General features: G+C 40.9%; 22 protein-coding genes and 1 pseudogene. 14 read left to right on the top strand and 9 right to left on the bottom strand.

What is annotated here, in order from left to right; genetic code table 11:
• Positions 1-10: 10 nt before the first annotated feature.
• The gene (locus HWQ40_RS30990; RefSeq protein ID WP_292785690.1) at positions 11-280 is read right to left on the bottom strand and encodes a helix-turn-helix transcriptional regulator; all 270 of its coding nucleotides are present in this window, start codon (positions 278-280) and stop codon (positions 11-13) included.
• 464 nt (positions 281-744) lie between these two features.
• Here HWQ40_RS30990 and HWQ40_RS30995 point away from each other — a divergent pair, with 464 nt between their 5' ends.
• The 8 genes from HWQ40_RS30995 (at position 745) to HWQ40_RS31030 (ending at position 5252) form a co-directional block, all read left to right on the top strand.
• Positions 745-1203, top strand: a complete 459-nt coding sequence (locus HWQ40_RS30995; RefSeq protein ID WP_292785691.1) for a hypothetical protein — start codon at positions 745-747, stop codon at positions 1201-1203.
• Positions 1204-1331: 128 nt separating this feature from the next.
• Positions 1332-1550: a hypothetical protein gene (locus HWQ40_RS31000; protein ID WP_292785692.1), complete on the top strand. Its 219-nt coding sequence runs from the start codon at positions 1332-1334 to the stop codon at positions 1548-1550.
• Positions 1551-1570: 20 nt separating this feature from the next.
• Positions 1571-1756 carry a hypothetical protein gene (locus HWQ40_RS31005; protein ID WP_292785693.1) on the top strand — a complete coding sequence of 62 codons (186 nt, stop codon included), beginning with the start codon at positions 1571-1573 and terminating at the stop codon, positions 1754-1756.
• Positions 1757-1783: 27 nt separating this feature from the next.
• Positions 1784-2176, top strand: coding sequence for a hypothetical protein (locus HWQ40_RS31010; RefSeq protein WP_292785694.1), 393 nt, complete (start codon positions 1784-1786; stop codon positions 2174-2176).
• A 76-nt stretch (positions 2177-2252) separates the two neighbouring features.
• The gene (locus HWQ40_RS31015) at positions 2253-2513 is read left to right on the top strand and encodes a hypothetical protein (protein ID WP_292785695.1); all 261 of its coding nucleotides are present in this window, start codon (positions 2253-2255) and stop codon (positions 2511-2513) included.
• Positions 2514-2524: 11 nt separating this feature from the next.
• Entirely contained in the window at positions 2525-2932 is a 408-nt protein-coding gene (locus tag HWQ40_RS31020; protein WP_292785696.1) for a hypothetical protein, read from the top strand.
• Positions 2933-3235: 303 nt separating this feature from the next.
• Positions 3236-4603 (top strand): transposase, encoded by a 1368-nt coding sequence (locus tag HWQ40_RS31025; RefSeq protein ID WP_292785697.1) that lies wholly within the window; start codon positions 3236-3238, stop codon positions 4601-4603.
• 73 nt (positions 4604-4676) lie between these two features.
• Complete coding sequence (locus HWQ40_RS31030; RefSeq protein ID WP_292785698.1) at positions 4677-5252, top strand: TMEM175 family protein; 576 nt, start codon at positions 4677-4679, stop codon at positions 5250-5252.
• Positions 5253-5264: 12 nt separating this feature from the next.
• Here HWQ40_RS31030 and HWQ40_RS31035 read toward each other — a convergent pair whose 3' ends face one another.
• From HWQ40_RS31035 to HWQ40_RS31060, 6 genes and pseudogenes are all read right to left on the bottom strand, one after another.
• The gene (locus HWQ40_RS31035) at positions 5265-6458 is read right to left on the bottom strand and encodes an MFS transporter (RefSeq protein ID WP_292785699.1); all 1194 of its coding nucleotides are present in this window, start codon (positions 6456-6458) and stop codon (positions 5265-5267) included.
• Between the two features lie 66 nt (positions 6459-6524).
• Positions 6525-6716: pseudogene (locus HWQ40_RS31040) on the bottom strand (rubredoxin); the annotation flags it as partial.
• A 33-nt stretch (positions 6717-6749) separates the two neighbouring features.
• Entirely contained in the window at positions 6750-7844 is a 1095-nt protein-coding gene (locus HWQ40_RS31045) for an alkene reductase (protein ID WP_292785700.1), read from the bottom strand.
• Positions 7845-7928: 84 nt separating this feature from the next.
• Positions 7929-8669 carry an SDR family oxidoreductase gene (locus tag HWQ40_RS31050; RefSeq protein WP_292785701.1) on the bottom strand — a complete coding sequence of 247 codons (741 nt, stop codon included), beginning with the start codon at positions 8667-8669 and terminating at the stop codon, positions 7929-7931.
• Positions 8670-9118: 449 nt separating this feature from the next.
• Entirely contained in the window at positions 9119-9592 is a 474-nt protein-coding gene (locus HWQ40_RS31055; RefSeq protein ID WP_292785702.1) for a hypothetical protein, read from the bottom strand.
• A 666-nt stretch (positions 9593-10258) separates the two neighbouring features.
• The gene (locus tag HWQ40_RS31060) at positions 10259-11569 is read right to left on the bottom strand and encodes an efflux RND transporter periplasmic adaptor subunit (protein ID WP_292785703.1); all 1311 of its coding nucleotides are present in this window, start codon (positions 11567-11569) and stop codon (positions 10259-10261) included.
• A 579-nt stretch (positions 11570-12148) separates the two neighbouring features.
• Between HWQ40_RS31060 and psaK the strand changes: the two genes are divergently transcribed.
• Positions 12149-12409 carry a photosystem I reaction center subunit PsaK gene (gene psaK, locus HWQ40_RS31065; RefSeq protein WP_292785704.1) on the top strand — a complete coding sequence of 87 codons (261 nt, stop codon included), beginning with the start codon at positions 12149-12151 and terminating at the stop codon, positions 12407-12409.
• Between the two features lie 753 nt (positions 12410-13162).
• Here the strand turns inward: psaK and HWQ40_RS31070 are convergent.
• Entirely contained in the window at positions 13163-14209 is a 1047-nt protein-coding gene (locus tag HWQ40_RS31070) for a hypothetical protein (RefSeq protein WP_292785705.1), read from the bottom strand.
• Positions 14210-14346: 137 nt separating this feature from the next.
• Entirely contained in the window at positions 14347-14679 is a 333-nt protein-coding gene (locus tag HWQ40_RS31075) for a hypothetical protein (protein WP_292785706.1), read from the bottom strand.
• Between the two features lie 250 nt (positions 14680-14929).
• On the opposite strand from HWQ40_RS31075, the gene HWQ40_RS31080 reads away from it, so the two are divergent.
• The 5 genes from HWQ40_RS31080 to HWQ40_RS31100 all read left to right on the top strand — a co-directional run bounded on the left by HWQ40_RS31080 (position 14930) and on the right by HWQ40_RS31100 (position 20267).
• Entirely contained in the window at positions 14930-15181 is a 252-nt protein-coding gene (locus tag HWQ40_RS31080; RefSeq protein ID WP_292785707.1) for a hypothetical protein, read from the top strand.
• 385 nt (positions 15182-15566) lie between these two features.
• Entirely contained in the window at positions 15567-16154 is a 588-nt protein-coding gene (locus tag HWQ40_RS31085; protein ID WP_094352341.1) for a LemA family protein, read from the top strand.
• A gap of 6 nt (positions 16155-16160) precedes the next feature.
• The gene (locus HWQ40_RS31090; protein WP_292785708.1) at positions 16161-18092 is read left to right on the top strand and encodes a M48 family metallopeptidase; all 1932 of its coding nucleotides are present in this window, start codon (positions 16161-16163) and stop codon (positions 18090-18092) included.
• A gap of 444 nt (positions 18093-18536) precedes the next feature.
• Positions 18537-19256, top strand: coding sequence for a hypothetical protein (locus HWQ40_RS31095; RefSeq protein ID WP_292785709.1), 720 nt, complete (start codon positions 18537-18539; stop codon positions 19254-19256).
• Between the two features lie 243 nt (positions 19257-19499).
• Positions 19500-20267: a DUF1350 family protein gene (locus HWQ40_RS31100; RefSeq protein WP_292785710.1), complete on the top strand. Its 768-nt coding sequence runs from the start codon at positions 19500-19502 to the stop codon at positions 20265-20267.
• Positions 20268-20466: the final 199 nt, after the last annotated feature.

A 20466-nucleotide genomic window follows, 5' to 3' on the forward strand; every position in this document is an offset into this window, starting at 1 on the left:
TGGCGAGTTTTTAGGTTTCGGAGTTGGGCGATCGCTTTGGTGGCCCAAAGTCGCTGGGTAATTCATCTATGCGATCTATGTTTAGTTCGCGGCATAAGTTTTTGAGTTGAGACATGGTGAGCCTCGCTTCAGTTTTACCCGATATCCAGCGCTGATAAGTCGCTCGTGGAATACCACAACGCATTGCCAGCTCATCCTGAGTTAGTTTGGTTCGTTCTATCCTCAGAGTGTCCAAAGGTGAATCACTCTCCTGCTTTTGTTTTCGATTTCTTGATTCCATTGTAACCATATATGTCTCAATTTGATGCCTCTAGTTGACACATTCAGCTTGAGGTCTCATAATGAGACTTGAAAGACAACACGAAACCAGCCCGACGTAACTGACTCGGTAAGGGACAGGTATTTTGACTGGTTTCACCTAAAGTGTCTCATCTCAGTAGCAAATGCCAAATCCGGGAAAATTAGCACTTTGTGTAATAGCCGTTGAAAGCTGATGAAGGGTGTTTCAGGCTACCAGTGTCCCGTAAGTGGTGAAGTAAGTGAGTTGATACCTAAAGTGTTTGTCTATACAAGTCGCGGCTTAGATAAAAGCTGGTGACGTGCATTTGTATGCGGCCGCAATCTGTAAAAGACCTTAGTAAGGCATTCCACAGTTACCAATGGGCGATTTGCCGACGTGGTGACACGGTGGGCTGTGGAAATTAAGACCTGGGTGAAAATCCCGCAGAGGCAGGCGTGTAGGTAATGGCTCACGCACAGATGCACGATCGCGAAATTGCAAATCACCGTGTGGTTATGCAATTGCTCACAGTTTCTTATGAATTTCGCGCAAACCTGCGACCGGTCGCACTTTTTTATATGACTGAGAAAGGAAAATATGTAACACGAAAAAAACGGATTCGCCAACTAGAAAAAGAAATTGAACAGTTGAAATGTCAGGTTAAAACCCTCACCCAACTGCTTGACGATGCCCACGGGATGATTTATCGTTCCCGTCCTGGCTTGGCGCGTGGCATTGAGGAAGATTTTCATCAGGAGTTATTGCCATCAGAATTACCAGCGATCGCTAAAAAAAGGGTACAGCGCAAAATTCGCAATTTGTCAATTGCACCCCGCGCCGACTTGGTGATCGAGCGCGATGGTAATGGCCGCCTAATTATTAAGGGCACGGCTAACTCTTCATCACCGCGCCCTCAAACTTAACTATTTTTGTAAGAGGAATATGCCTATGAAATAACTTTCATTTATATGAGCCAAAAGTAGATTGTTCCACAAAAAATCAGTCAATCGCTGATTGGTTGACTGGTTTTTCTTGTAATCAAATTTAAATTATGCAGATTAAACAACACAAATCTGATGTATTGCTTGACAATGACTTTCTGTCATATTTGGTTGTCGCTTATGCCCTCGTCACAGAGGATTTAGCAAAACACACAGGACAACCGGCAATTGTTCACCGAGTGAACTACCTGGATATTGGACAACAAAAGTTTCATCAATTTTCTGATGAGGAATTACACACTTTTTTGAAAGAGAACTACCCAACCTAATTTATCAACAGCATTTACCCATGACTTATCGACAACAGCTTTTTGATTGGATCGTTGTCAAAGAAGCAACGCCATGCAATTGGGTTATTTTATCCCAATTTAGAAAACGCAACGATGCGGATAGCTACTACCAAATGATGAGAAAACTATCCTCAGACCCGATTGAAGTGGTTTTCCGCAACCGCCTCACAGAGTTTGGACTGTAGGTTAATTCAATTGCGATTGCAGTCTGGTTGAAAATTGCGATCGCTCATGAATTTATCTACCCAAACACTTCAAACTTGTACAAGTCAAAAATAACACATTTTCAGCAAATGCAAGTAACAACTATCACTTACCAAAGAGTTCTAAATCTTGGCGATTACAATTCGGCACGACTAGAGAAAACTGCCGTAATACCTGATGAGTATGAAAGTCATGAATATGCAACACAGACACTTATAGAAAGTGTTGAGCGCCAAATTCATGAGGAGCATATACACAACCTACTTGATAAAGAAATCAGAGACAGGAAGAAAGAATTAACGGCCCTCAAGGTAGAGGTTGAGAATTTAAAAAATGAACTCCAAAGACTCGGAAAAATCAAGGATGAGCCAAACCCAGATGATATCCCCGACGGATTTTAGCTGAAATTTTTTAGGCGAACGCCTCCCTACCAAGAACGCGATCGCCACAGATCAATACCAACGTTAGTTTACCAAAATGCACACCATAATCAACACACCATCCGTGTTTAGTTGCAAATTACCAGCCGCTGGTTGGATTAACCTAGCCCAAATCCGCCAAATCCAGTTTGAAGACTTACCCAGCCGCACTGCCGTTGTAACCTGGCAGAACGGAGACAAGCAAACATTCTTCGGTGAAGATATTGCAAGTCTAATCGCTGCTTGGGAAGAAGCAGTCACACTATTAGCTGAACGCCCTGGCAATCACCGATTAAAAAATCGTAGAGCTTTCTCTTAGGTATATCAAAGATGAAAATTAAAACAATCCATGCACACTTTCTAATTTCAATTGGTAGTTACAGCAACGAGCGAATCGGCTTTTCAGTTGAATTAGATGAAACAGAATCTATTGAATCAACTGTAGAAGAGTTACGAGAAAGAGCTAAAAGAATTGTCGGGAAAAAAGCTGAAGACCTTTACGATGAGAGGAATAAAATTTGGCGCGAATGCACTGAATTAGAGAAGAAGCTCAATACATTACGTAAAGAATGGGATGCGACGGCTGAATTTTTAAAAGCCCAAGGTTTAAATCCCGCTGCTCCTTCAATGCCTCAGTTCAGAAATTTGCTTACTGCTGTCACTGTTGAGTCTGAAGTTGTCACGCAAACCGAAGATGAGGAAGACGACAATTATGACGAAGATGATGAGGATTATTAAACGCCTGATGATGGCTAGCTGACACACTAGCCGAAACTCTGGCATTGCTGCCAGAGTCGCGGATTGTGTCCAAAGCAATCAGCAACTTAACTAGAGAAAGTGCGGCGTTCAAATAGAATTGCGCCCCGAATGTGAGGTGTTCTCCTTTTCATGCGCGGCAATTCTCTAATTAATTCCCCGAATGCGTTTACTCCTGAATCGCGCCCCTCAAGTGTGGGGCGTTAGGGTGATTCGTGCGCTATTAAGTTCGGGCTACTCAAAGGATGCCAGTCCTTGAAATCCACCATTTAGCAACGCAGAACCATGACAATAGAATTAACTATTTTGGGTATTGATGTTAGTAAATCAAGCGTAACTTGCCATATTTTAACACAATATCCCAAGGGTGGATTACAAGCATATTGGAATAAAACCAGAAATAAAGCATCAAGTTTATATCCGGCTTTTTACTCCAATCCTGATGCTAAGAAAAAGCAAAAATCAGCTTTTGACTTTGCCGATTATCTAGCAGAAATCAAGCCAGATTATGCCATTCTTGAACCAACCGGAAACCATTATTCAAGACTGTGGGCGTCCATCCTTAATAAGTTAGAAATCAAAATCCTCTGGGTCGGTCACGTCGAACTCAGACGTTACCGAGGTGGTAAAAACCTCCCGAACAAAAGTGACCCTGCTGACGCTTTAGCAATGGCTGCTTACGGTCACGATCCAGATCACCAGCTGGAAACTGGGGAGTTGAATCTAAGATACTTTCTCATGCACCGTCCCGAACCAATCGACGAACTCCGGGATCTGTGCCAGCAGCTTGAACATCTCAACCGCGTTCAATCGCCGATCGTGAATTACGCAAGGCAGCTTCTCGCTTGGCAATTCCCAGAGGTCGCTCACAGCAAGAGCGTTTCCACTGCGGGATTTTTACCCCCTCTGTGGGCATGGTTGGCTAAAAGGCTCGAAATTTCGCCCGCCGGGAAAACCCGGATCGAAAATCGCTATAAAATATCCATTGCCCGCGATTACGGGATTGAAATTGACCCCATTTTGGAACTACACGCCGAATGGATGTGCGATATCTCGCTCTACGAAGGGCGCTTGGAAGCAAGAATCAGCGAAATGTTGTCTGAGTCAGCATTCAAGTCATACATGACTGTATTTGACAAATTCGGTTTTGGGTTGCGAGTGCGATCGCGGCTGCTGACTCGAATTTACCCCTTTGAGTCGTTCCTCGGTGTCAATGGCAGGCCCGTTATTGAGTACGAAGTCCGCGAAGTCAAGAAAACGGAGCGCGATCGCAAAGACGGACAAACCACAGTCCGACGTTTAGCCGGCGATACCAAACGAATTAAACGCAACCGCAGCCGCGACACTTTCAAAATGAGGTTAGGAATGGGTACTGTTCTGGAACAGTCGGGGGATGGACTTGTTGAAAAAGCTAGCGGTTCATCCCTATGCCGGATCAGCCTGTGGCAGTATGTTCTAACTGGCGTAGAAACTGGAAGACTGCCAAGCAATGACCTAACCAAGGAGTTGATTAACTACCGTGACTCACTCAAAGCTAACGTCACTGAACAGGGTGAAAAGCTGCTAGGTGGTAAACACATCCAAGGAAAGCTGATGAGTAAAGTAGTTAACCTACTGTTCCAAGAATTGTGTAAAATAATTCCTCTGTCCTGATGCGATTAGCCCTTCATCTGCATGAAGGGTTTTTAAACCTAAACTTTCAGTTACCCTGAAAAGGAATGCGTACATGGGAAAAGGGAGATTAGAAGCATTCAGCGATGGGGTGATTGCCATCATCATCACCATTATGGTGCTAGAAATCAAAGTGCCGCATGGATTCGATTTAGCCGCATTACGTCCACTGCTCCCGGTATTTCTGAGCTATGTGCTGAGTTTTATCTATATTGGTATCTATTGGAACAATCACCATCATTTACTACAAGCAGTCCGCCACGTTAATGGCCCTATCCTTTGGGCTAATCTGCATCTGCTGTTTTGGTTGTCCCTAATCCCCTTCGTTACTGGCTGGATGGGCGAGAATCACTTTGCCGCCATGCCAGTTGCCCTTTATGGTACGGTGTTGTTGTTGGCTGCGATCGCTTACTTCATCCTTACCCGCACCCTGATTTCTTACCACGGCAAGGATTCGACTCTAGCGATCGCAGTCACTGGAAACTTTAAGGAAAAGATATCGGTGGTATTCTATGCTGTGGCAATTCCACTTGCCTTTGTGAACTCATGGCTTGCCTGTGCATTATACGTTTTAGTTGCGATCATCTGGCTTATCCCTGACCGTCGCATTGAAAAGACTCTCACTTCTTAAACGAATTACGAATTACCTACAAGTGCAATACCTAAACACAAAAAATATCAAAACGGCAAAACCAGTCGCGGCATAAAACACACTACTAATTCCGCCAAAACCAAAAGCATAACCCATCAGTAACGGCCCTAATGTTTGTCCTAATCCATAGAATGTCCCGTTTACCGATATAATTGTCGCCAAATATTCTCTTGGTGCTAAATCTGCTAACAGCGTTTGGATGCTAGGAAAACCAATACCAAGTCCAATCCCAAAAATTGTACTAGGAATTAATAGTAACCAGATGTTTGATACAAAGGGGACTATTAACATCGCTAAAGCATAAAAAACATAAGATGCACTAATTAAACTTGTGGCAGGAAATCTTCTCGCTAATCTACCTAACTGGGAAGCTGTGATCGTAATTGCCACAGAAACACTAGAAAGTAGCAATCCAATAATCGTAGGGGGTGCTTTAAAGGTATCGTTAATTAACTGTGGTAAATATGTGACATAAGCACCATAAAGGAAAACAAAGTTAGCAGCACTGGCAATAAAAATTCCAAATAGCTGACGATTTTTCAGAACTTTTACGGCATTGCTCAAATACTCTTGGAGGTTGCGATCGCCTTTTGGTTCGGGATTCTTAAGTGCAAACAACACCAACAACCCAAGAGGAATAGCTAATATGGGCAGCATGAAAGGATAATACCAGCCCATTGTTGCTAATGCGCCACCGATTATTGGATAACTTGATGTACCGACGCTGCTAATACTGGCATTGTAACCCATTGCTGTAGTCCGTCTATCTCCGGTGTATAAATCGCCAATTAAGGTGATACTCAAAGAAAGCAAAGAAGCAGCACCGATCCCTTGTAGCAAACGCAACCATAGTAATAAATTAAAATCGCGGGCGAAGGCGCAAGCAGTACCAGCTATGCCAAATATAAATAGTGAAGGAACGATAATTCTCTTTCTGCCCAATCTATCGGCAAGAATACCAATAATTGGCCCTAAAATAAGAGATGGTAATGTAAATGCTGTAATCAATAAACCCAAATTTTTCGGGTTAATATTTAAATCTTTAGCTAGCTTAGGAAAAGCCGGAGTCACACTAGAAACTCCGATAACAGCAATTAGTACAACTGCACAAATAATCTGAAAATTTAGCTCTAGATAAACTGGTTTCTGTCGTTCAAATTGGCTGTTATCTTCTGGTGAATGCATGATCCTACCCTGTGTATAAATAATCAAGAACGCGAAGTATCTCTTAAGATGCTTCGCGTTTATGTGCTAAAAAAGAGTGTCTAATTGATTGTCGTCTGAAGCTGCAACTTTTCCCTCAAATGGTTTAAAAGTTTTTTTGCTAGCACTGCAAATCGGACATTCCCAGTTTTCAGGAATTTCTTCAAAAGGTGTACCAGGTACAATTCCCGAATCAGAATCGCCAGCAACCGGATCGGAAATCATGCTGCATTGACAAATTATATTTTTGATTTAGAGATGACTGTGATTCCTTTAAGTGGTCTGAAGTTTTAAAAATGGGTAGTCAGTGTATCCTGTGGCGTCAGAGGCATAAAATGTTTTTGGATCTGGGGTGTTCAAATGTGCGTTAAGTTCTAAGCGTTTTGGTAAGTCAGGATTAGCAAGATATAACTTGCCAAAAGAAACTAAATCTGCATTGCTACTGGTAAGAATACTATCTCCTGTTGGGCGATCATAGCCACCATTGGTAATCAAAGTACCTTGGAATATTTGGCGGAAGTAGGGTGTAACGGGGTTCATGACTTCGCGGTTTGCTAAATCGACTTCGTTCGGTTCCATCAGGTGAAGATAGGCAAGTCCAAAGGGGTTAAGAGCATTGATTGCATAACCAAAAGTTTCTTGAGGGTTGGAGTCATGCATTCCATAAAAAGTGTTACTTGGCGAAAGTTTGATACCAACCCGGTTTGCACCCCAAACGCTAGCGACTGCTTCCACAACTTCTAAGAGGAATCGGCTACGCTTTTCTATTGAACCGCCATACTCATCTGTGCGCTGGTTTGAGCCATCTTGGAGGAATTGGTCGATTAAATAGCCAAATGCACCGTGAAGTTCAATCCCATCAAAACCAGCTGCCAAAGCATTTTCGGCACCTTTGCGGAATTGCTCGACAATCTCGAAAATTTCTGGGGTTTTTAAAGCGCGGGGAGTTTCCAACGATACTTTACCTATGGGTGTGTGGAGTGAGCCAATCCCAGCGATCGCACTAGGGGCAACTGGCAACTCTCCACCAAGTAAAGCTGAGTGAGAAACTCTCCCAGAATGCCAAAGTTGCAAAAAAATTCTGCCCCCTTGTTCATGTACTGCATTAGTTATCAACCGCCATCCTGCCACTTGTTCTTCTGAGTAAATTCCTGGGCAGTTAATGTATCCTAAACTCAGAGGTGAAACCATTGTACATTCAGTAACGATCAGCCCCGCACTAGCGCGTTGGGTGTAGTAAGTTGCCATCAGCGAGTTGGGGATGCTTGCAATTGCCCGCAAACGTGTCATCGGTGCCATTACAATCCGGTTTGGTAAGGTATAAGGGCCAACCTGAACTGGTGTGAAAAGATTGATATTGGAATTCATGGCTTAAATTTCTATTACGGCATTGCACATTACTGGCTGAGGTTTTGAAACCGGGAATATCGCTTTTATCAGGAGAGCTTTTCCTCACGCGATTCCACCGTTGACACGAATATTTTGCCCAGTGATCCATCTGGCTTCGTCGCTAGCGAGAAATGCTACTACATCAGCGATTTCTTGCACATCTCCCAGTTTGCCAAACGCAGCCATTTGGGACAACCTGTCTATCTGTTCTTGTGTTTTGCCTTCTCGAAACAATTCTGTATCGGTGGGGCCAGGAGAAATAACGTTAACTGCGATCGCTTTTGCACCCAATTCTTTAGCTAGTACCCGTGTGATTTGTTCAACAGCACCCTTGGTTGCGACATAGGCACTATAAGTTGGCAGCATCATCGCCGTAGTTGATGAGGAAAAGTTGATAATCCGTCCGCCTTCTGATATATGTTGTACGGCTTGTTGACAAGCAAAAAAAGTGCCTTTGACGTTAATGGCAAAAATCGCGTCGAAATCTTCTTCTGTAACCTCAGTAATTGGTTTATAGAAGGCGATTCCGGCATTATTGACCAAAATATCGACTTTACCAAAGCGCTCAAGTGTTTGCTTAAATAACCGTTCGATGTCGGATACTTTGCTAATATCAGCTTGAATAGCGATCGCCTCTACTCCTAACTTTTCAATTTCTGCAACAACTTCTTGTGCTTTGCCTGCATTACCCGCATAGTTGACGACAATAGATGCGCCGTTACCAGCTAATTTTAGTGCGATCGCTCGTCCAATTCCCCGCGATGCACCAGTAATAATTGCAACTTTTCCGGCTATTGATGCCATAGATTAATCGAGTTTTATTTTGGTTAACTAAAGTGATTATCTGCTCTTACAGTACTGTTCCAAGGTTAAATTTAGCGATCGCTGCTAAAACTGTCGACTTGATTCCAGCTAAAATCCCGCCAGCGAATTTAAGTAACTCTCAGGCGGGAGAAATGAAAATACTTTGCAAAAAGTGAGGATACGTGGCCTATTGGCGACATCTTCACAGCAGATTAAGATTTGCTAGGCTTGACGAATATTGTTGAATATGTTGAGCTAAATTGAATTTCTGAGTATTCTTTGAGCTAAACGCGATGCCTACGACAGTAAACTACGCCCTACCGAACTTGACAGAATTTAAGTGCTGATGACACAGGTATTGTATTGACCATAGTCTTAAACATCTTTTATAAATTGTCTGTCTTCGTTAACCAAAAGCTCATCTGGTCGAGCAAATCTGCATAGATTAATTATCTGAAGAAGGGATTTTCTTGACCTTCCCCTTGAATCAAAAACTGTGGACATATTTCTCCAGATAAGAGTGTTCCATTAAATGTATAAGTAGTGCCCTTGGAATTGATAGCATTACCACTTATCCTCTGATCTGGAACAGAGTCTCGTCTTACTTTACCGCTAAGTGCGATACTTTCTTCTGAAGTTGGATTTGTCACTGCTTGCCAATTTCCCTGATCCCGACCTAGATTTGTACGGCTATAAGTAGCGTCTAGCCCATAAGTAGCGTCTAGCCCAACAAAGCGTAGGCTGCTACCATTGGCGTTAAATTCAAAACAAGCAGTAAAATCATCTCCCTGACTTGCCTTAAAATTAACATTATAACTTTTGCCCTCCACTCCAGCTTGTACTGGCGCAGCCAACAACATTATCTGTCCAAGTAAACAAGTTAAAACTAAACCACACTGAGACTGGATGATTTTCACTGACATAATTGTTTACCTCTGTTACGTAATCAAGTAATTGCTTACTTTTACTCATTGGTGACAGGTTAAGGTCATTAACCATTTGTCAATAAGTAATAGTGATTAAACTTATTCATTAGGGGTCTAAGGGTTTAAGGGTTTAAGGGTGTAAGATGTTAGACGGGGATTGAAACCCCGGACAACACGGTTGCTCCAAGGGGCAGGGCTTTTGACGATGCGGGTGGTTGGCTAGTTTTTCCCCCCCTACATCCCTACACCCCTACACCCGCCCCAACAGGGCTTGGTAAAAATCGAAGTTACAAACGCAAATTTCCAGCCTGTGATGTCTTTGCATAGCGTCTCATAGACAAGACTAGCTACGCCTACAAATATTTAAAAGTATCGTTCATCCTTGCCTTAAAATTTAGTATAAAGCTTAATTAGATACTCGATAGCATAGATAATTCTACAGCGTAATCACTATTGACAAAACGAGTTATATCTTAAAATGTCATGAATGCTAGGAGAAAAGAATGGAAGTGAGTTCAGAGTGTATTGCATAGATAGACACCTAAAGACTACTTTACAAGTTCTCCAACAAAGAGCGATCGCTATAGTAATGTTCTTGGGTGAATAATTGGTAGGAGACAAGATTGAGACTTCTCCCTTGCTCCTCCTCTCTACTTCCCTTAATTAAAATTCTGGAACGATCGCAACACCATCCCTGAGATTGAGCAACCCTGAAATAATAACTTTATCTTCTGGCTGTAATCCTTCAATAACTTGGTAATTATTACCTTTGATCTCGCCTAGCTTGACTCGCCTTTGCCGAGCTACTTGTTGGGATACACCTTGGGGAGATGTCTCTGTTTCAACTACATAAACAAAAGTGTCCCCGCCTACACGAGTCATTGCTGTTGTGGGAATTAAAACTCCGGGGCGCTGATTCCAGAATACTCTAGTCCTCACCAATTGATCTGCACGTAGCTGACCGTTAGTGTTGTCAAAAAGTGCTTTAATCAATATCGTTTGTGTTTCATTGCTGGCATTAGGTGCAATAAAAAATATCCTACTTCTACCAAGTTTTTGACCTTGTGTGTTCATCACCTCTACTAGCATACCCTTACGCAATTGGGGCCCTTGCTGTAGTGGTACAGAGATATTCACTTCTAAAGGTCGATTTTGGGTGATATTAACTAATGGTGTAGAATTATTAACTAAATCACCGACTTTCACAGGGATGTTGCCAACTGTGCCACTAAAGGGAGCGGTAATTTTGTCAGGCTGTGGCTGTTGTGTTTGAGTATTTACATTAGATTGCTGCAAGGATTTTTCAGCCTGCAAAATGGTGGCTCGTTGTGCTTGAATCCTGGAATCTATTGCATCCAGACTAGTCTTAGCATTGGCAAGCCGATTAGCAAACTGATTGCTAGTCTGTCGAGACACGGCTCCTTGTTCGGCTAGGCTAACAAACTTTTCGTAGTTTTGCTGGTACAATTGCACATTCGCAACGTAGGATGGTCGTTCTGTTTCTAAAGATTTGAGTGTGGCACGGGCATTTGCCAGTTGCACTAAAAATGCTTGAGGTACATTATTATTCCTAGCGATCGCTGCCTGTGGCGTAGGATCTACTTGGAGAATTGCCGCTCCTTCAACGATTGGATCTCCCGATTTTACAAGTATCTGGGTAACTTGACCCTGAATCCTCGGCTGGAGCGTGACTGAGCGCAGGGATTTTAGACTAGCAATAAAATCTGAACTTTCCTCAATTATGCCGCTTTGTACTGTTGATATTTTGACTCTTACCCCTTGAGGTTGAGCGTTAGCATTTGAAGGTGCTGAATTTTGCGGAGTGAGTAAACGCCAAACTAGAGTTGCTCCGCCCCATAACAATAGGAGTGCGGCTAAACTCAACCAAAGCCACCGCCGTTTTCCAGAAGGTGGCTCAAATGACGTTTGTGGAGCTTTTTCTCCAAAATCAGTTTGAGGCTCAGGGGATGTCATGGCTTTTGAGGAACTTAAGGAACAAATTAACTAGAATTCAATCAAAATTTCATCTGTTGATCTGGAAATTACTGATTTAGCATGAGGTTTTGTGGCAAATTATGTGTTATTCCATTCAAATATACAGTTTTGATGATTCTGTCTAAATCTACCGAAAGGTGAATCCGCTCTTTAAATTTCTGACTTCAGCTCTATCCTTCAAAAAGTCGGGGAGCATTTTGTTCATAACTCTTGCATAGATTTCTATAGATACATTGACATAATTTTATCGGAATCACTTTTATCTACAGCAGATTTCAAGTTGGTGAGGTACACAAGTTAAATCTGTTACCCAGGTATAAAGCGTATTTTACTCCTGAATCCTGCTGGAAGTATAAATTAATACTAACAAATTGCTTGTTTCAGACATTGAAATTCAAACTACTTACCACAATCAGCTCACCGCGTTGAACTCATATTGTATTAAGTAGTAAGAATAACTGTTAAATATTGATGCAAAATCGGGTAATTTCTTGAATTTGCTTCGGAAAGTTTCAGATTATGTTTTCAACCATTAATAAATTTCAGGAGCAAATCTAGGTGTTGACTTCAACCTTACTCGCTGCTGCAACCACACCTCTGCAATGGAGTCCTACAGTTGGACTGATTATGATTATTGCTAATATCGTTGCCATTGCCTTTGGCAAATCTACCATCAAGTATCCCAACGCAGAACCAAAACTACCCTCAGCCAATTTCTTTGGTAATTTTGGTTTACCAGCCCTTTTAGCAACTACTGCCTTTGGTCATATCTTAGGAGTGGGTACTATCTTAGGGCTGCATAACCTGGGAAGAATTTAGGTTCTTACCCAAGTTAGCCTTTATTTGATGATTCTTTTGTCTCCAGCTTTGAGCCAGAGAGTTAGTTCTCTGGCTCTTTTTTCGCTAAATTGTCCTGAGCGATGCCAGGATACTCTAGTACCGCTGTGCAAAAGTCAAAAGTCAAAAGTCAAAAGAATTGTATTTTCGGCTTTTGCGCCATTTGGAATGGTCTGTTTATTTCTGCCGTGCTGTACTAGTAGTCTGTCAAATTCATTTTGACGGTTAGAAAGACGCGATAAATCGCCGTCTCTACAGGAAATTTATCCGTCAATTAGTTCTTGACAGACTACTAGATATTTTTTGTTCAAAAGTGGTTAAACAAGAAGTATTGGATTTGATTGATGAACCCAAAACCTGGTTAAGTGTGGCTAAAATAGAAATAACTACACAAGCAAAAACCTAATGAATTTAAATAAATTTAGATTTATCGCCAGAAATTTATGAAACACTAAATAATCTGGCGCAACATATTGACATGCTGTTAAAAACGATGCCTACGCACTACTATAAGGGGCAAATATAGCGAAGCTGTCACGAAATGCAAACTAAACGGTTTAGTTTAGCATATAAAGCTTAATATGATTGGCTTTTGAAGTATTGAGTAAACACATTTCTATGTGCTGTTTAGGGACACAGTAAAGGCATTATGGTATTAAATTCATTACTTTAAGCCCGTTTCTTCCCAAGGTTTTTTCAATATATTCCGTAACTATAACTATCAATTCTTGCATATTATTTGAATGAAAGCACTTGATCTACTTTGGTGAATACCTCATCAATATTATCAACTTTTAATAAATGCTTGCTTAATATCAAATGTTTTAATTCAGTTCTAAGTGTTTTTAATGTTTCTAAGTCGTTTATTGTCGAGAAATGTTTGTATGCTTCGTCGATTTGCTCATTGAGCTGAACTTCATCTAGGCAATACACTTCTTTAATGTTTTCGTCTTTATTTATATTTTGCTTAAGACAATATAAATCGAGTAAGTTAGAAACAGTTTCTGTAGAACTCTTAATTACGAAGGTGCTTTTCCCCTTTTGTGTTAATATCTCTTCATCAGCACATGCCCTGGCCTCATTTACTAAAAACCTCACATATTCTTTTTCTGTTAAGATAGTTTGACCAAATACTTCTTTTCTATTGTATCTCCTGATCATTCGAGAAATTCTAGTTGCCCACTCCCCGTAAACATAGATTGTTGCATCATATAATTTATAGTCATCTCCATAGAAGTACACCATTGTACCGTCAATAACATAAAGACTATTTGCTTTCGGGATGAAGAAACTATAAATTCTGTTTGTTTCTAATTCATAATAGAGTTCTTTACTCCCAGGTGCGTGACTAAATGGACATTCTTCACTTAGTTTAGTGAATTTTCTTCTAAACCACTCGACAACTTGCTCTGGTACTAAATATTTTTTATAACCTTCGTCATTTCTGATGTTTTTTGATAGGTCATACCTTGGACAAAACCAACCTGTCTCAGATTTGATACTTTTTAGTGCTAATGATAAATCATCTAGGAAGAACCTTTCTGCATATGTTTTAGAATTTAAATTATCCTTATTAATCCAATAGTCGAAAGGAAGATAAACTAAATCCATTTCTAACAGGTCTGGAGCTGTTTCTGTAAAAATTTTGCAAAATCTAGACTTTCCACTTGCAACAGGTCCTGCAATACCTATCATTAAACTTTTACCTGTTGCCTCTCTATGTTTGTTCAACAGTAGTTTATCAAGTTGAGATAAACCTTCGTTAGTTGTTAGTGGTTTCATAAGACTCCTTTATACTGTTTTACATGAGTTAACATAGGAGTATTTAATAACATGCTATAGCCAAATTGATTCCATTTATGTGAAAGATTCGCATCATTAAACAATAGACCTCCGACGATAATATAATCAGTTAAGTTTTATAGCATATCGAATGTATATATATTCACTCCTCCATCAATGCCAACTTCAATATTTTTATTTAGTAAAGCGAGTTCTTTTTTAACCCGTCTTATTGAATGTATAGCATTTTCGCTCAATGGTAACTTTCTTCCACCAATTTTTATTCCCATGATTAAAACCGTATCTACATGTGATATTACTGAAAGTAATACATTTGTTTCTGCTTCGACATCAAGCGCAATCCCAACGGAGAATTCGTTCTCCTTTAGTTTCCATTCGATTACTTTCCAAGTGCGAGTGGGGATAAGCTGTGATACCTTATATTGTGACAATGATTGAATGTTTTCCATTCGATTACTTTCCAAGCGCGAGTGGGGATCCGCTTGCCTCCGGTCAACTGGAAACATCTCTTGAACGCCCTTCCGGCAATATTATGGTTCCAAACTCTAACTAAACTAAACTATTTAGTTTGCACTTCATGACAGCTTCGCTATATTTACCCCTATAAGTAACTATAGAAACCAAGCAAAAAGGCAAACCTATCTCGGTTGCAGATGATAACCAAAATCCTGAAACTGAAATTATTGGTATCTAAACAGCATGACAGATATAACAGACTTATCAAAAATAATTGCCAGCAAAGGTGACAATCCGCTAATTTTGCCACCTGTAAACTTGCAGTCACAAGAAGACTTAGAACTTGAGCGAAAACTGCGAGAACTCAAGTTTAAACAAGAACTAAGAAAAGATTGGATTTTATTTATTGTCAGGGATGTAATAATTTTTCCTGCCGCCATCCTTTTTATTTTTGCTGTCAGTGGTTATTCTCTATTTATTCAGATTCATGAGTGAGATACAGCAGAATTCTGAATTCTGAATTAAAACACGCTTTATATCTGGGTAACAGACTTAGCTTGTCTACCTCTCCAACTTGAAATCTGCTGTATCTAGCTACGATTTTTAATCGACCACAGAGGCGTAGGGTACAGAGAGAAAAGAGAGATGATAAAGTTCAGAAATAGTTTGGAATTGTTGGAAATTACTTGTCTCTGTGCCTCTGCGGTTATTTAAAAAATCCTACACCAGTAAAATTGCGTAACTAATTTTACAGACGACGAAGCCAACTTGCTACAAGTAGACTCATCTTTATATCCACATAAATTCTGCTGGATATAAGGATTACCGTGATTGGTAAATCTGCAAAAAAGTAAGTATCTGATGGAAATAATCTAAAAATATGGGGCTTTTAATATTTGCTGTTGCTTTAGTTGCCATTGTTGCTGTAATTATCATTAATAGCTACAACGATTTAGTTAAGTATCGCAACCGTTACAAAAATGCTTACTCTCAAATCGATGTTCAATTACAGCGCCGCTATGATTTAATTCCAAACTTGGTGGAAACTGCCAAAGGGTATATGAAACATGAGCGAGAAACCTTAGAAGCAGTTATTGCCGCCCGAAATTCTGCAATTAATGCTAGTAGTCGCGCTGCCCAAAATCCTGGAGATCCCCAAGCGATGCAACAGTTGGGCAATGCTGAAGGGGCGCTGACGGGTGCGTTAAGTCGGTTGATGGTACTTTCAGAATCTTATCCAGAATTGAAAGCCGATCGCGCCATGACTCAGGTAATGGAAGAACTATCTTCCACTGAAAACCGGATTGCTTTTGCACGTCAGGCTTTTAATGACGCGGTGACACTTTACAACACCAAAAGCGAATCTTTCCCTAGCAACCTTGTGGCAAATACATTTAACTTTACTGTTGCAGAATTGCTCCCTGAAGCTACTCCAGAAATAAGAAATGCTCCACGCGTGTCTTTTTAGGTGTCTATGAATTTCTTTGAACATCAGGATCGGGCACGCCAAAATACGCAACAATTAATCGGGTTATTTTCCCTGTCGATCGCAGTCATGATTATGGCAATTTATATTGCCAGTTTATTTCTGTTTCGCATGGCTCCTCGTGTTTGGTGGCATCCAGGGTTATTTCTCTATGTGGCTGGGATTACAATAATTGCGATCGCAGTGGGAAGTTTGTACAAAATTGCCTGTCTCCGGCAGGGCGGAAGCGTAATTGCCCAAGAGTTGGGGGGAAGACTCCTGCTACCAGAAATGGCCGATGAACAAGGGCGACAACTATTAAATATTGTCGAGGAAATGGCGATCGCTTCTGGTATTTCTGTCCCACAAGTTTATCTGCTCGACAGAGAAACCGGCATTAATGCCTTTGCTGCCGGATTTACGCCCAATGATGCTGTAATTGGAGTTACCCGTGGAACTTTGGAATACTTGAGTCGGGATGAGTTACAAGGAGTCATTGGCCACGAATTCAGTCATATTCTCAATGGAGATATGCAGCTAAATTTGCGTTTGGTGGGACTACTGCATGGGATTTTGTTCATTTATTTAACCGGGGAATTACTCTGGCGAATTCGCGGTAGCTTCCGTTTCGGAAAGGAAGACAAGGGTTTACCTATCTGGGCTTTTGGCTTGGCACTAATGGCAATTGGCGGTATCGGATTACTTTGCGGACGCTTGATTAAAGCCGCCGTCTCTCGCCAACGCGAATTTCTCGCTGATGCTTCAGCTGTACAGTTCACTCGCAACCCCAACGGACTTACCGGAGTCTTTCAAAAACTCCAACAGATGGATTCACGGTTAATATCGCCGGGTGCAGAAGCCGCTAGCCACATGTTTTTTGGCAATGCCCTTAACCCTTCTTTCTGGGAAAATATGTTTTCTACCCACCCACCCTTAGCAGAACGTATCCGCCGCGTTGGAGGTTTGAGCGTCAGCAATTTAGCAGCAATGCCATCTCGCAATCAGATGCGTTCTCCTTCTCAGGAATCCCTAACAATGGGTTTTGCTGGTGGTGACAACGCCACGCCAGAACAGGTTGTAAACCAAGTTGGAAGCGTGACACCAGAGCATTTTGCCCATGCTCAAGCGCTGTTATCGCAGTTACCAGAATCCCTGCGTTTGGGTGCGCGGGAGCAACAAAGTGCAATGGCCATCGCTTTGGCGCTAGCGTTAGATACGGAAAATCTCCAAATTCAAGAACGTCAAATTGCTTGGTTACGCGAGGTGCAGCCTGCTGATTTGGTAGACAAAACTCTACAACTAAGTAGCGAAATTAGCCAATTAGATCCCAGAATTCGCTTACCACTTGTGGATTTGGCAGTGCCTATATTGCGCCAAAATTCTGCCAAAGAATGCCAAAGGCTATGCAAATGCGTTCACAGTTTAGTTGTAGCTACCGAAAGTTTATCACTGTGGCATTTTGTGTTGCAGTTAATACTGTGGCATCGTCTTCAACCTTGTATAAATCCCACATCTACTACAACGGTAGAATTCACCTCCATCGAACAGATTTGGCCAGATAGTCTATTAGTATTGTCCGTAATTGCCCGTGTCGGACACTCCCAACCTGATGCGTCTACTGAAGACATCGCCTATGCTTTTCGTTCTGGAGTTTTTCGACTTCCCAAAGCCGGAGAGCAAGAAAAACCAGAAATACCATTAAGTTGTAATTTTACTGAACTAAAGAAAAGTATTGAGCGCCTGCGTCTTGCCACTCCCAAACTCAAACAGGCTATTGTTGATGCTTGCGCCCACACGGTACTATTAGATAACAAAGTTACTCCTTCAGAAGCAGATTTACTCAGAGCGATCGCCATGACGTTAGACTGTCCTATACCCCCATTTTTAAACCCTCAGCCTGGTGTTTCAAAACAGAAACAGTCTTCTCCAAAGCGAAGTTAATGTAACGACTGAGACACGATTATTTATAACTAAACAAATAAAGTCCGCAAAAACGGACTTTTCCATTATTAAATGACCTTTTGCCAGAACAATAACCTGTTGCCTTGTAATTCTATTTACAGGCAATTAATTTGTTTTTTTATCCTGATTATTACATAGCAATTCTCACGAATAATTTAGGATTGCTATAGTATACAGCAGATTTCAAGTTTATGAGGTACACAAACTAAGTATCTTACCCAGGTTTAAAGCGTGTTTTACTTCTAAATTCTGAATTATGCTGTAAATAGTTATCTTGGCAAAAAAGTATCATATTGTACAAAAATTACTGGCATTGCTTATAAGTATTAACTTACCTGAAAAAGTTTAGACAAAATGCCAGCATTCTAGAAATTTGATTGCTATATTAGATTAAATAACTATTCTGGCAAGGGTTTAAAAGCTGTGCGGGATGATTTACAGGGCTTGGAAATTAGTCAGGACGATCTGCAAAAGCTGACTAATCTACCTGTCAACGGGGAACTTTTAATCATTACAAATTCTCTCAAGAGATTAGCATATATATATATACAAAAACTTAAAAGCTCTGAAGGAGCGACTGTAGTTTTTATTGGATTTTCTACATTTATTTTCGTCTATATTTTATTTGATGTAATTATTAAAATATTTGTTACGTGGATAACAATCCCATCTTGGATATTATTAATTTTCTTAGGGCTTTGGGTTGGTGGTCTGACGCAAAGCGCCTTATATTTTATCTGGAGAAGTAGAAGTAAGCTTGTTAAAGCCAATATGACAAAATCTCTGCAAATCCTGTTAAATGAGGTTAATAGATATAATACTGTTATTAGAGTTATAGATATCAATGACCAAATAGAAGAAGCTGGGAATCCAGAAGTGATTATAAAGGAAAGAGAGGATGTAATCGAAGCACTTAAACTCACCAAAGCTGATTTAGTTCGCGCTTTGAAGACAGAAAGGATTTTGAGAGAGAATAAGAATTTTATCTTGAGTAATACAGAACTATTTGTCAACAATTTAGCAACTTTAACAGCTATGCAAGTAACAGAGGAGGCTACTGAGCATGGAAGGTTACTCAATGAAGCATTACAAATTGCATTAGATGTACAATACGAGATGAAAAGATTACAGACTCAACGTTAAGTTAACTCGTAATTCGTAATTAAGTTTTGTATGGGAATTTAGAAAGCACTCGTGAATTCACTTGGTACTCAGTAAGAGTTGGAGAAAGCGTAGATGCTGCTGATAAATCCATAGAGGTTGCTGGGTGGGTTGCCTTCCAATCTACTAGTCAGATATTCTCAATGTCTTTTTTCCATAATCTTTCCCACGGTTGCAATCCCCGGTCTAACATAAAGAATATTCGTAAAGCGATCACTTATCCGCATGGACTGGAAAGAAATTAGAGGAAACTGGGTAATCATTCCCCGAAATCCCATAGGTATCGTTCATTTTTTAGGAGGTGCATTTGTCGCCACTGCACCGCACATCACTTACCGCTGGTTACTCGAACAACTGGCAAGTAAAGGCTATGTTGTAATTGCTACGCCTTTCGTCAATACATTGGATCATACTGCGATCGCAAAATCCGTGCTGTTAAACTTTGACCGCACCCTCGAACGATTGCATGATTCTGGGGCATTACGCAAGCTTTACTTTCCCATCTATGGCGTTGGACACAGTATGGGCTGTAAACTCCACTTGCTGATTGGTAGCCTTTTTAAAGTAGAACGTGCAGGCAATATTTTAATATCCTTCAACAACTACGCCGCTAAAGAAGCTATCCCTCTAGTGGAACAATTCAATTCTACTTTTGCAATCGAGTTTACCCCCTCACCCTTGGAAACTAACAAGCTTGTCCAAGAGCGTTACAATATCCGGCGCAATTTATTAATAAAATTTAGTAATGACAGCATCGACCAATCAGCAGCTTTAACCAAAATCTTACAAGAACGTTTTGATGAGATGGTGACAGCGCAAACGTTACCAGGAAATCATACAACACCTTTAGGTCAAGATATTAAATGGCAAACGGGAACATCTTTCACCCCCTTTGACGCTTTAGGGCAATGGTTCAAGCAAGAAGCATACCGCGACTTAAACCAGTTAAAAAGCAACATTCTTTTATGGCTAAATCCTTTGGGAGCGCCATAATATTTTATGACTGTTAAACAGTCGTAAATTCGATGAGTAAATAGAAATGAGTTATAGTGCTTCTCATTTGAGTCTAATAAAGACCAAACCCTCAACTCCTTACGCCTGTTGCTACAACGTAGGGTACTGTCTGTTTTTAGGAGAGAGGAGTCAAAGTCTATTGCATACATAGACGCGTAACGGCTACTCTACAAGTTCT

The sequence above is a fragment of the Nostoc sp. NMS9 genome (assembly GCF_017114995.1).
Classification (GTDB): Bacteria; Cyanobacteriota; Cyanobacteriia; order Cyanobacteriales; family Nostocaceae; genus Nostoc.

What these genes read in the sequence shown, in the direction of transcription:
- HWQ40_RS30990 (WP_292785690.1), bottom strand. Translation starts at nt 280, where the DNA reads ATGGAATCAAGAAATCGAAAACAAAAGCAGGAGAGTGATTCACCTTTG.
- HWQ40_RS30995 (WP_292785691.1), top strand. Translation starts at nt 745, where the DNA reads ATGGCTCACGCACAGATGCACGATCGCGAAATTGCAAATCACCGTGTG.
- HWQ40_RS31000 (WP_292785692.1), top strand. Translation starts at nt 1,332, where the DNA reads ATGCAGATTAAACAACACAAATCTGATGTATTGCTTGACAATGACTTT.
- HWQ40_RS31005 (WP_292785693.1), top strand. Translation starts at nt 1,571, where the DNA reads ATGACTTATCGACAACAGCTTTTTGATTGGATCGTTGTCAAAGAAGCA.
- HWQ40_RS31015 (WP_292785695.1), top strand. Translation starts at nt 2,253, where the DNA reads ATGCACACCATAATCAACACACCATCCGTGTTTAGTTGCAAATTACCA.
- HWQ40_RS31020 (WP_292785696.1), top strand. Translation starts at nt 2,525, where the DNA reads ATGAAAATTAAAACAATCCATGCACACTTTCTAATTTCAATTGGTAGT.
- HWQ40_RS31025 (WP_292785697.1), top strand. Translation starts at nt 3,236, where the DNA reads ATGACAATAGAATTAACTATTTTGGGTATTGATGTTAGTAAATCAAGC.
- HWQ40_RS31030 (WP_292785698.1), top strand. Translation starts at nt 4,677, where the DNA reads ATGGGAAAAGGGAGATTAGAAGCATTCAGCGATGGGGTGATTGCCATC.
- HWQ40_RS31035 (WP_292785699.1), bottom strand. Translation starts at nt 6,458, where the DNA reads ATGCATTCACCAGAAGATAACAGCCAATTTGAACGACAGAAACCAGTT.
- HWQ40_RS31045 (WP_292785700.1), bottom strand. Translation starts at nt 7,844, where the DNA reads ATGAATTCCAATATCAATCTTTTCACACCAGTTCAGGTTGGCCCTTAT.
- HWQ40_RS31050 (WP_292785701.1), bottom strand. Translation starts at nt 8,669, where the DNA reads ATGGCATCAATAGCCGGAAAAGTTGCAATTATTACTGGTGCATCGCGG.
- HWQ40_RS31055 (WP_292785702.1), bottom strand. Translation starts at nt 9,592, where the DNA reads ATGTCAGTGAAAATCATCCAGTCTCAGTGTGGTTTAGTTTTAACTTGT.
- HWQ40_RS31060 (WP_292785703.1), bottom strand. Translation starts at nt 11,569, where the DNA reads ATGACATCCCCTGAGCCTCAAACTGATTTTGGAGAAAAAGCTCCACAA.
- HWQ40_RS31070 (WP_292785705.1), bottom strand. Translation starts at nt 14,209, where the DNA reads ATGAAACCACTAACAACTAACGAAGGTTTATCTCAACTTGATAAACTA.
- HWQ40_RS31075 (WP_292785706.1), bottom strand. Translation starts at nt 14,679, where the DNA reads ATGGAAAACATTCAATCATTGTCACAATATAAGGTATCACAGCTTATC.
- HWQ40_RS31080 (WP_292785707.1), top strand. Translation starts at nt 14,930, where the DNA reads ATGACAGATATAACAGACTTATCAAAAATAATTGCCAGCAAAGGTGAC.
- HWQ40_RS31085 (WP_094352341.1), top strand. Translation starts at nt 15,567, where the DNA reads ATGGGGCTTTTAATATTTGCTGTTGCTTTAGTTGCCATTGTTGCTGTA.
- HWQ40_RS31090 (WP_292785708.1), top strand. Translation starts at nt 16,161, where the DNA reads ATGAATTTCTTTGAACATCAGGATCGGGCACGCCAAAATACGCAACAA.
- HWQ40_RS31100 (WP_292785710.1), top strand. Translation starts at nt 19,500, where the DNA reads ATGGACTGGAAAGAAATTAGAGGAAACTGGGTAATCATTCCCCGAAAT.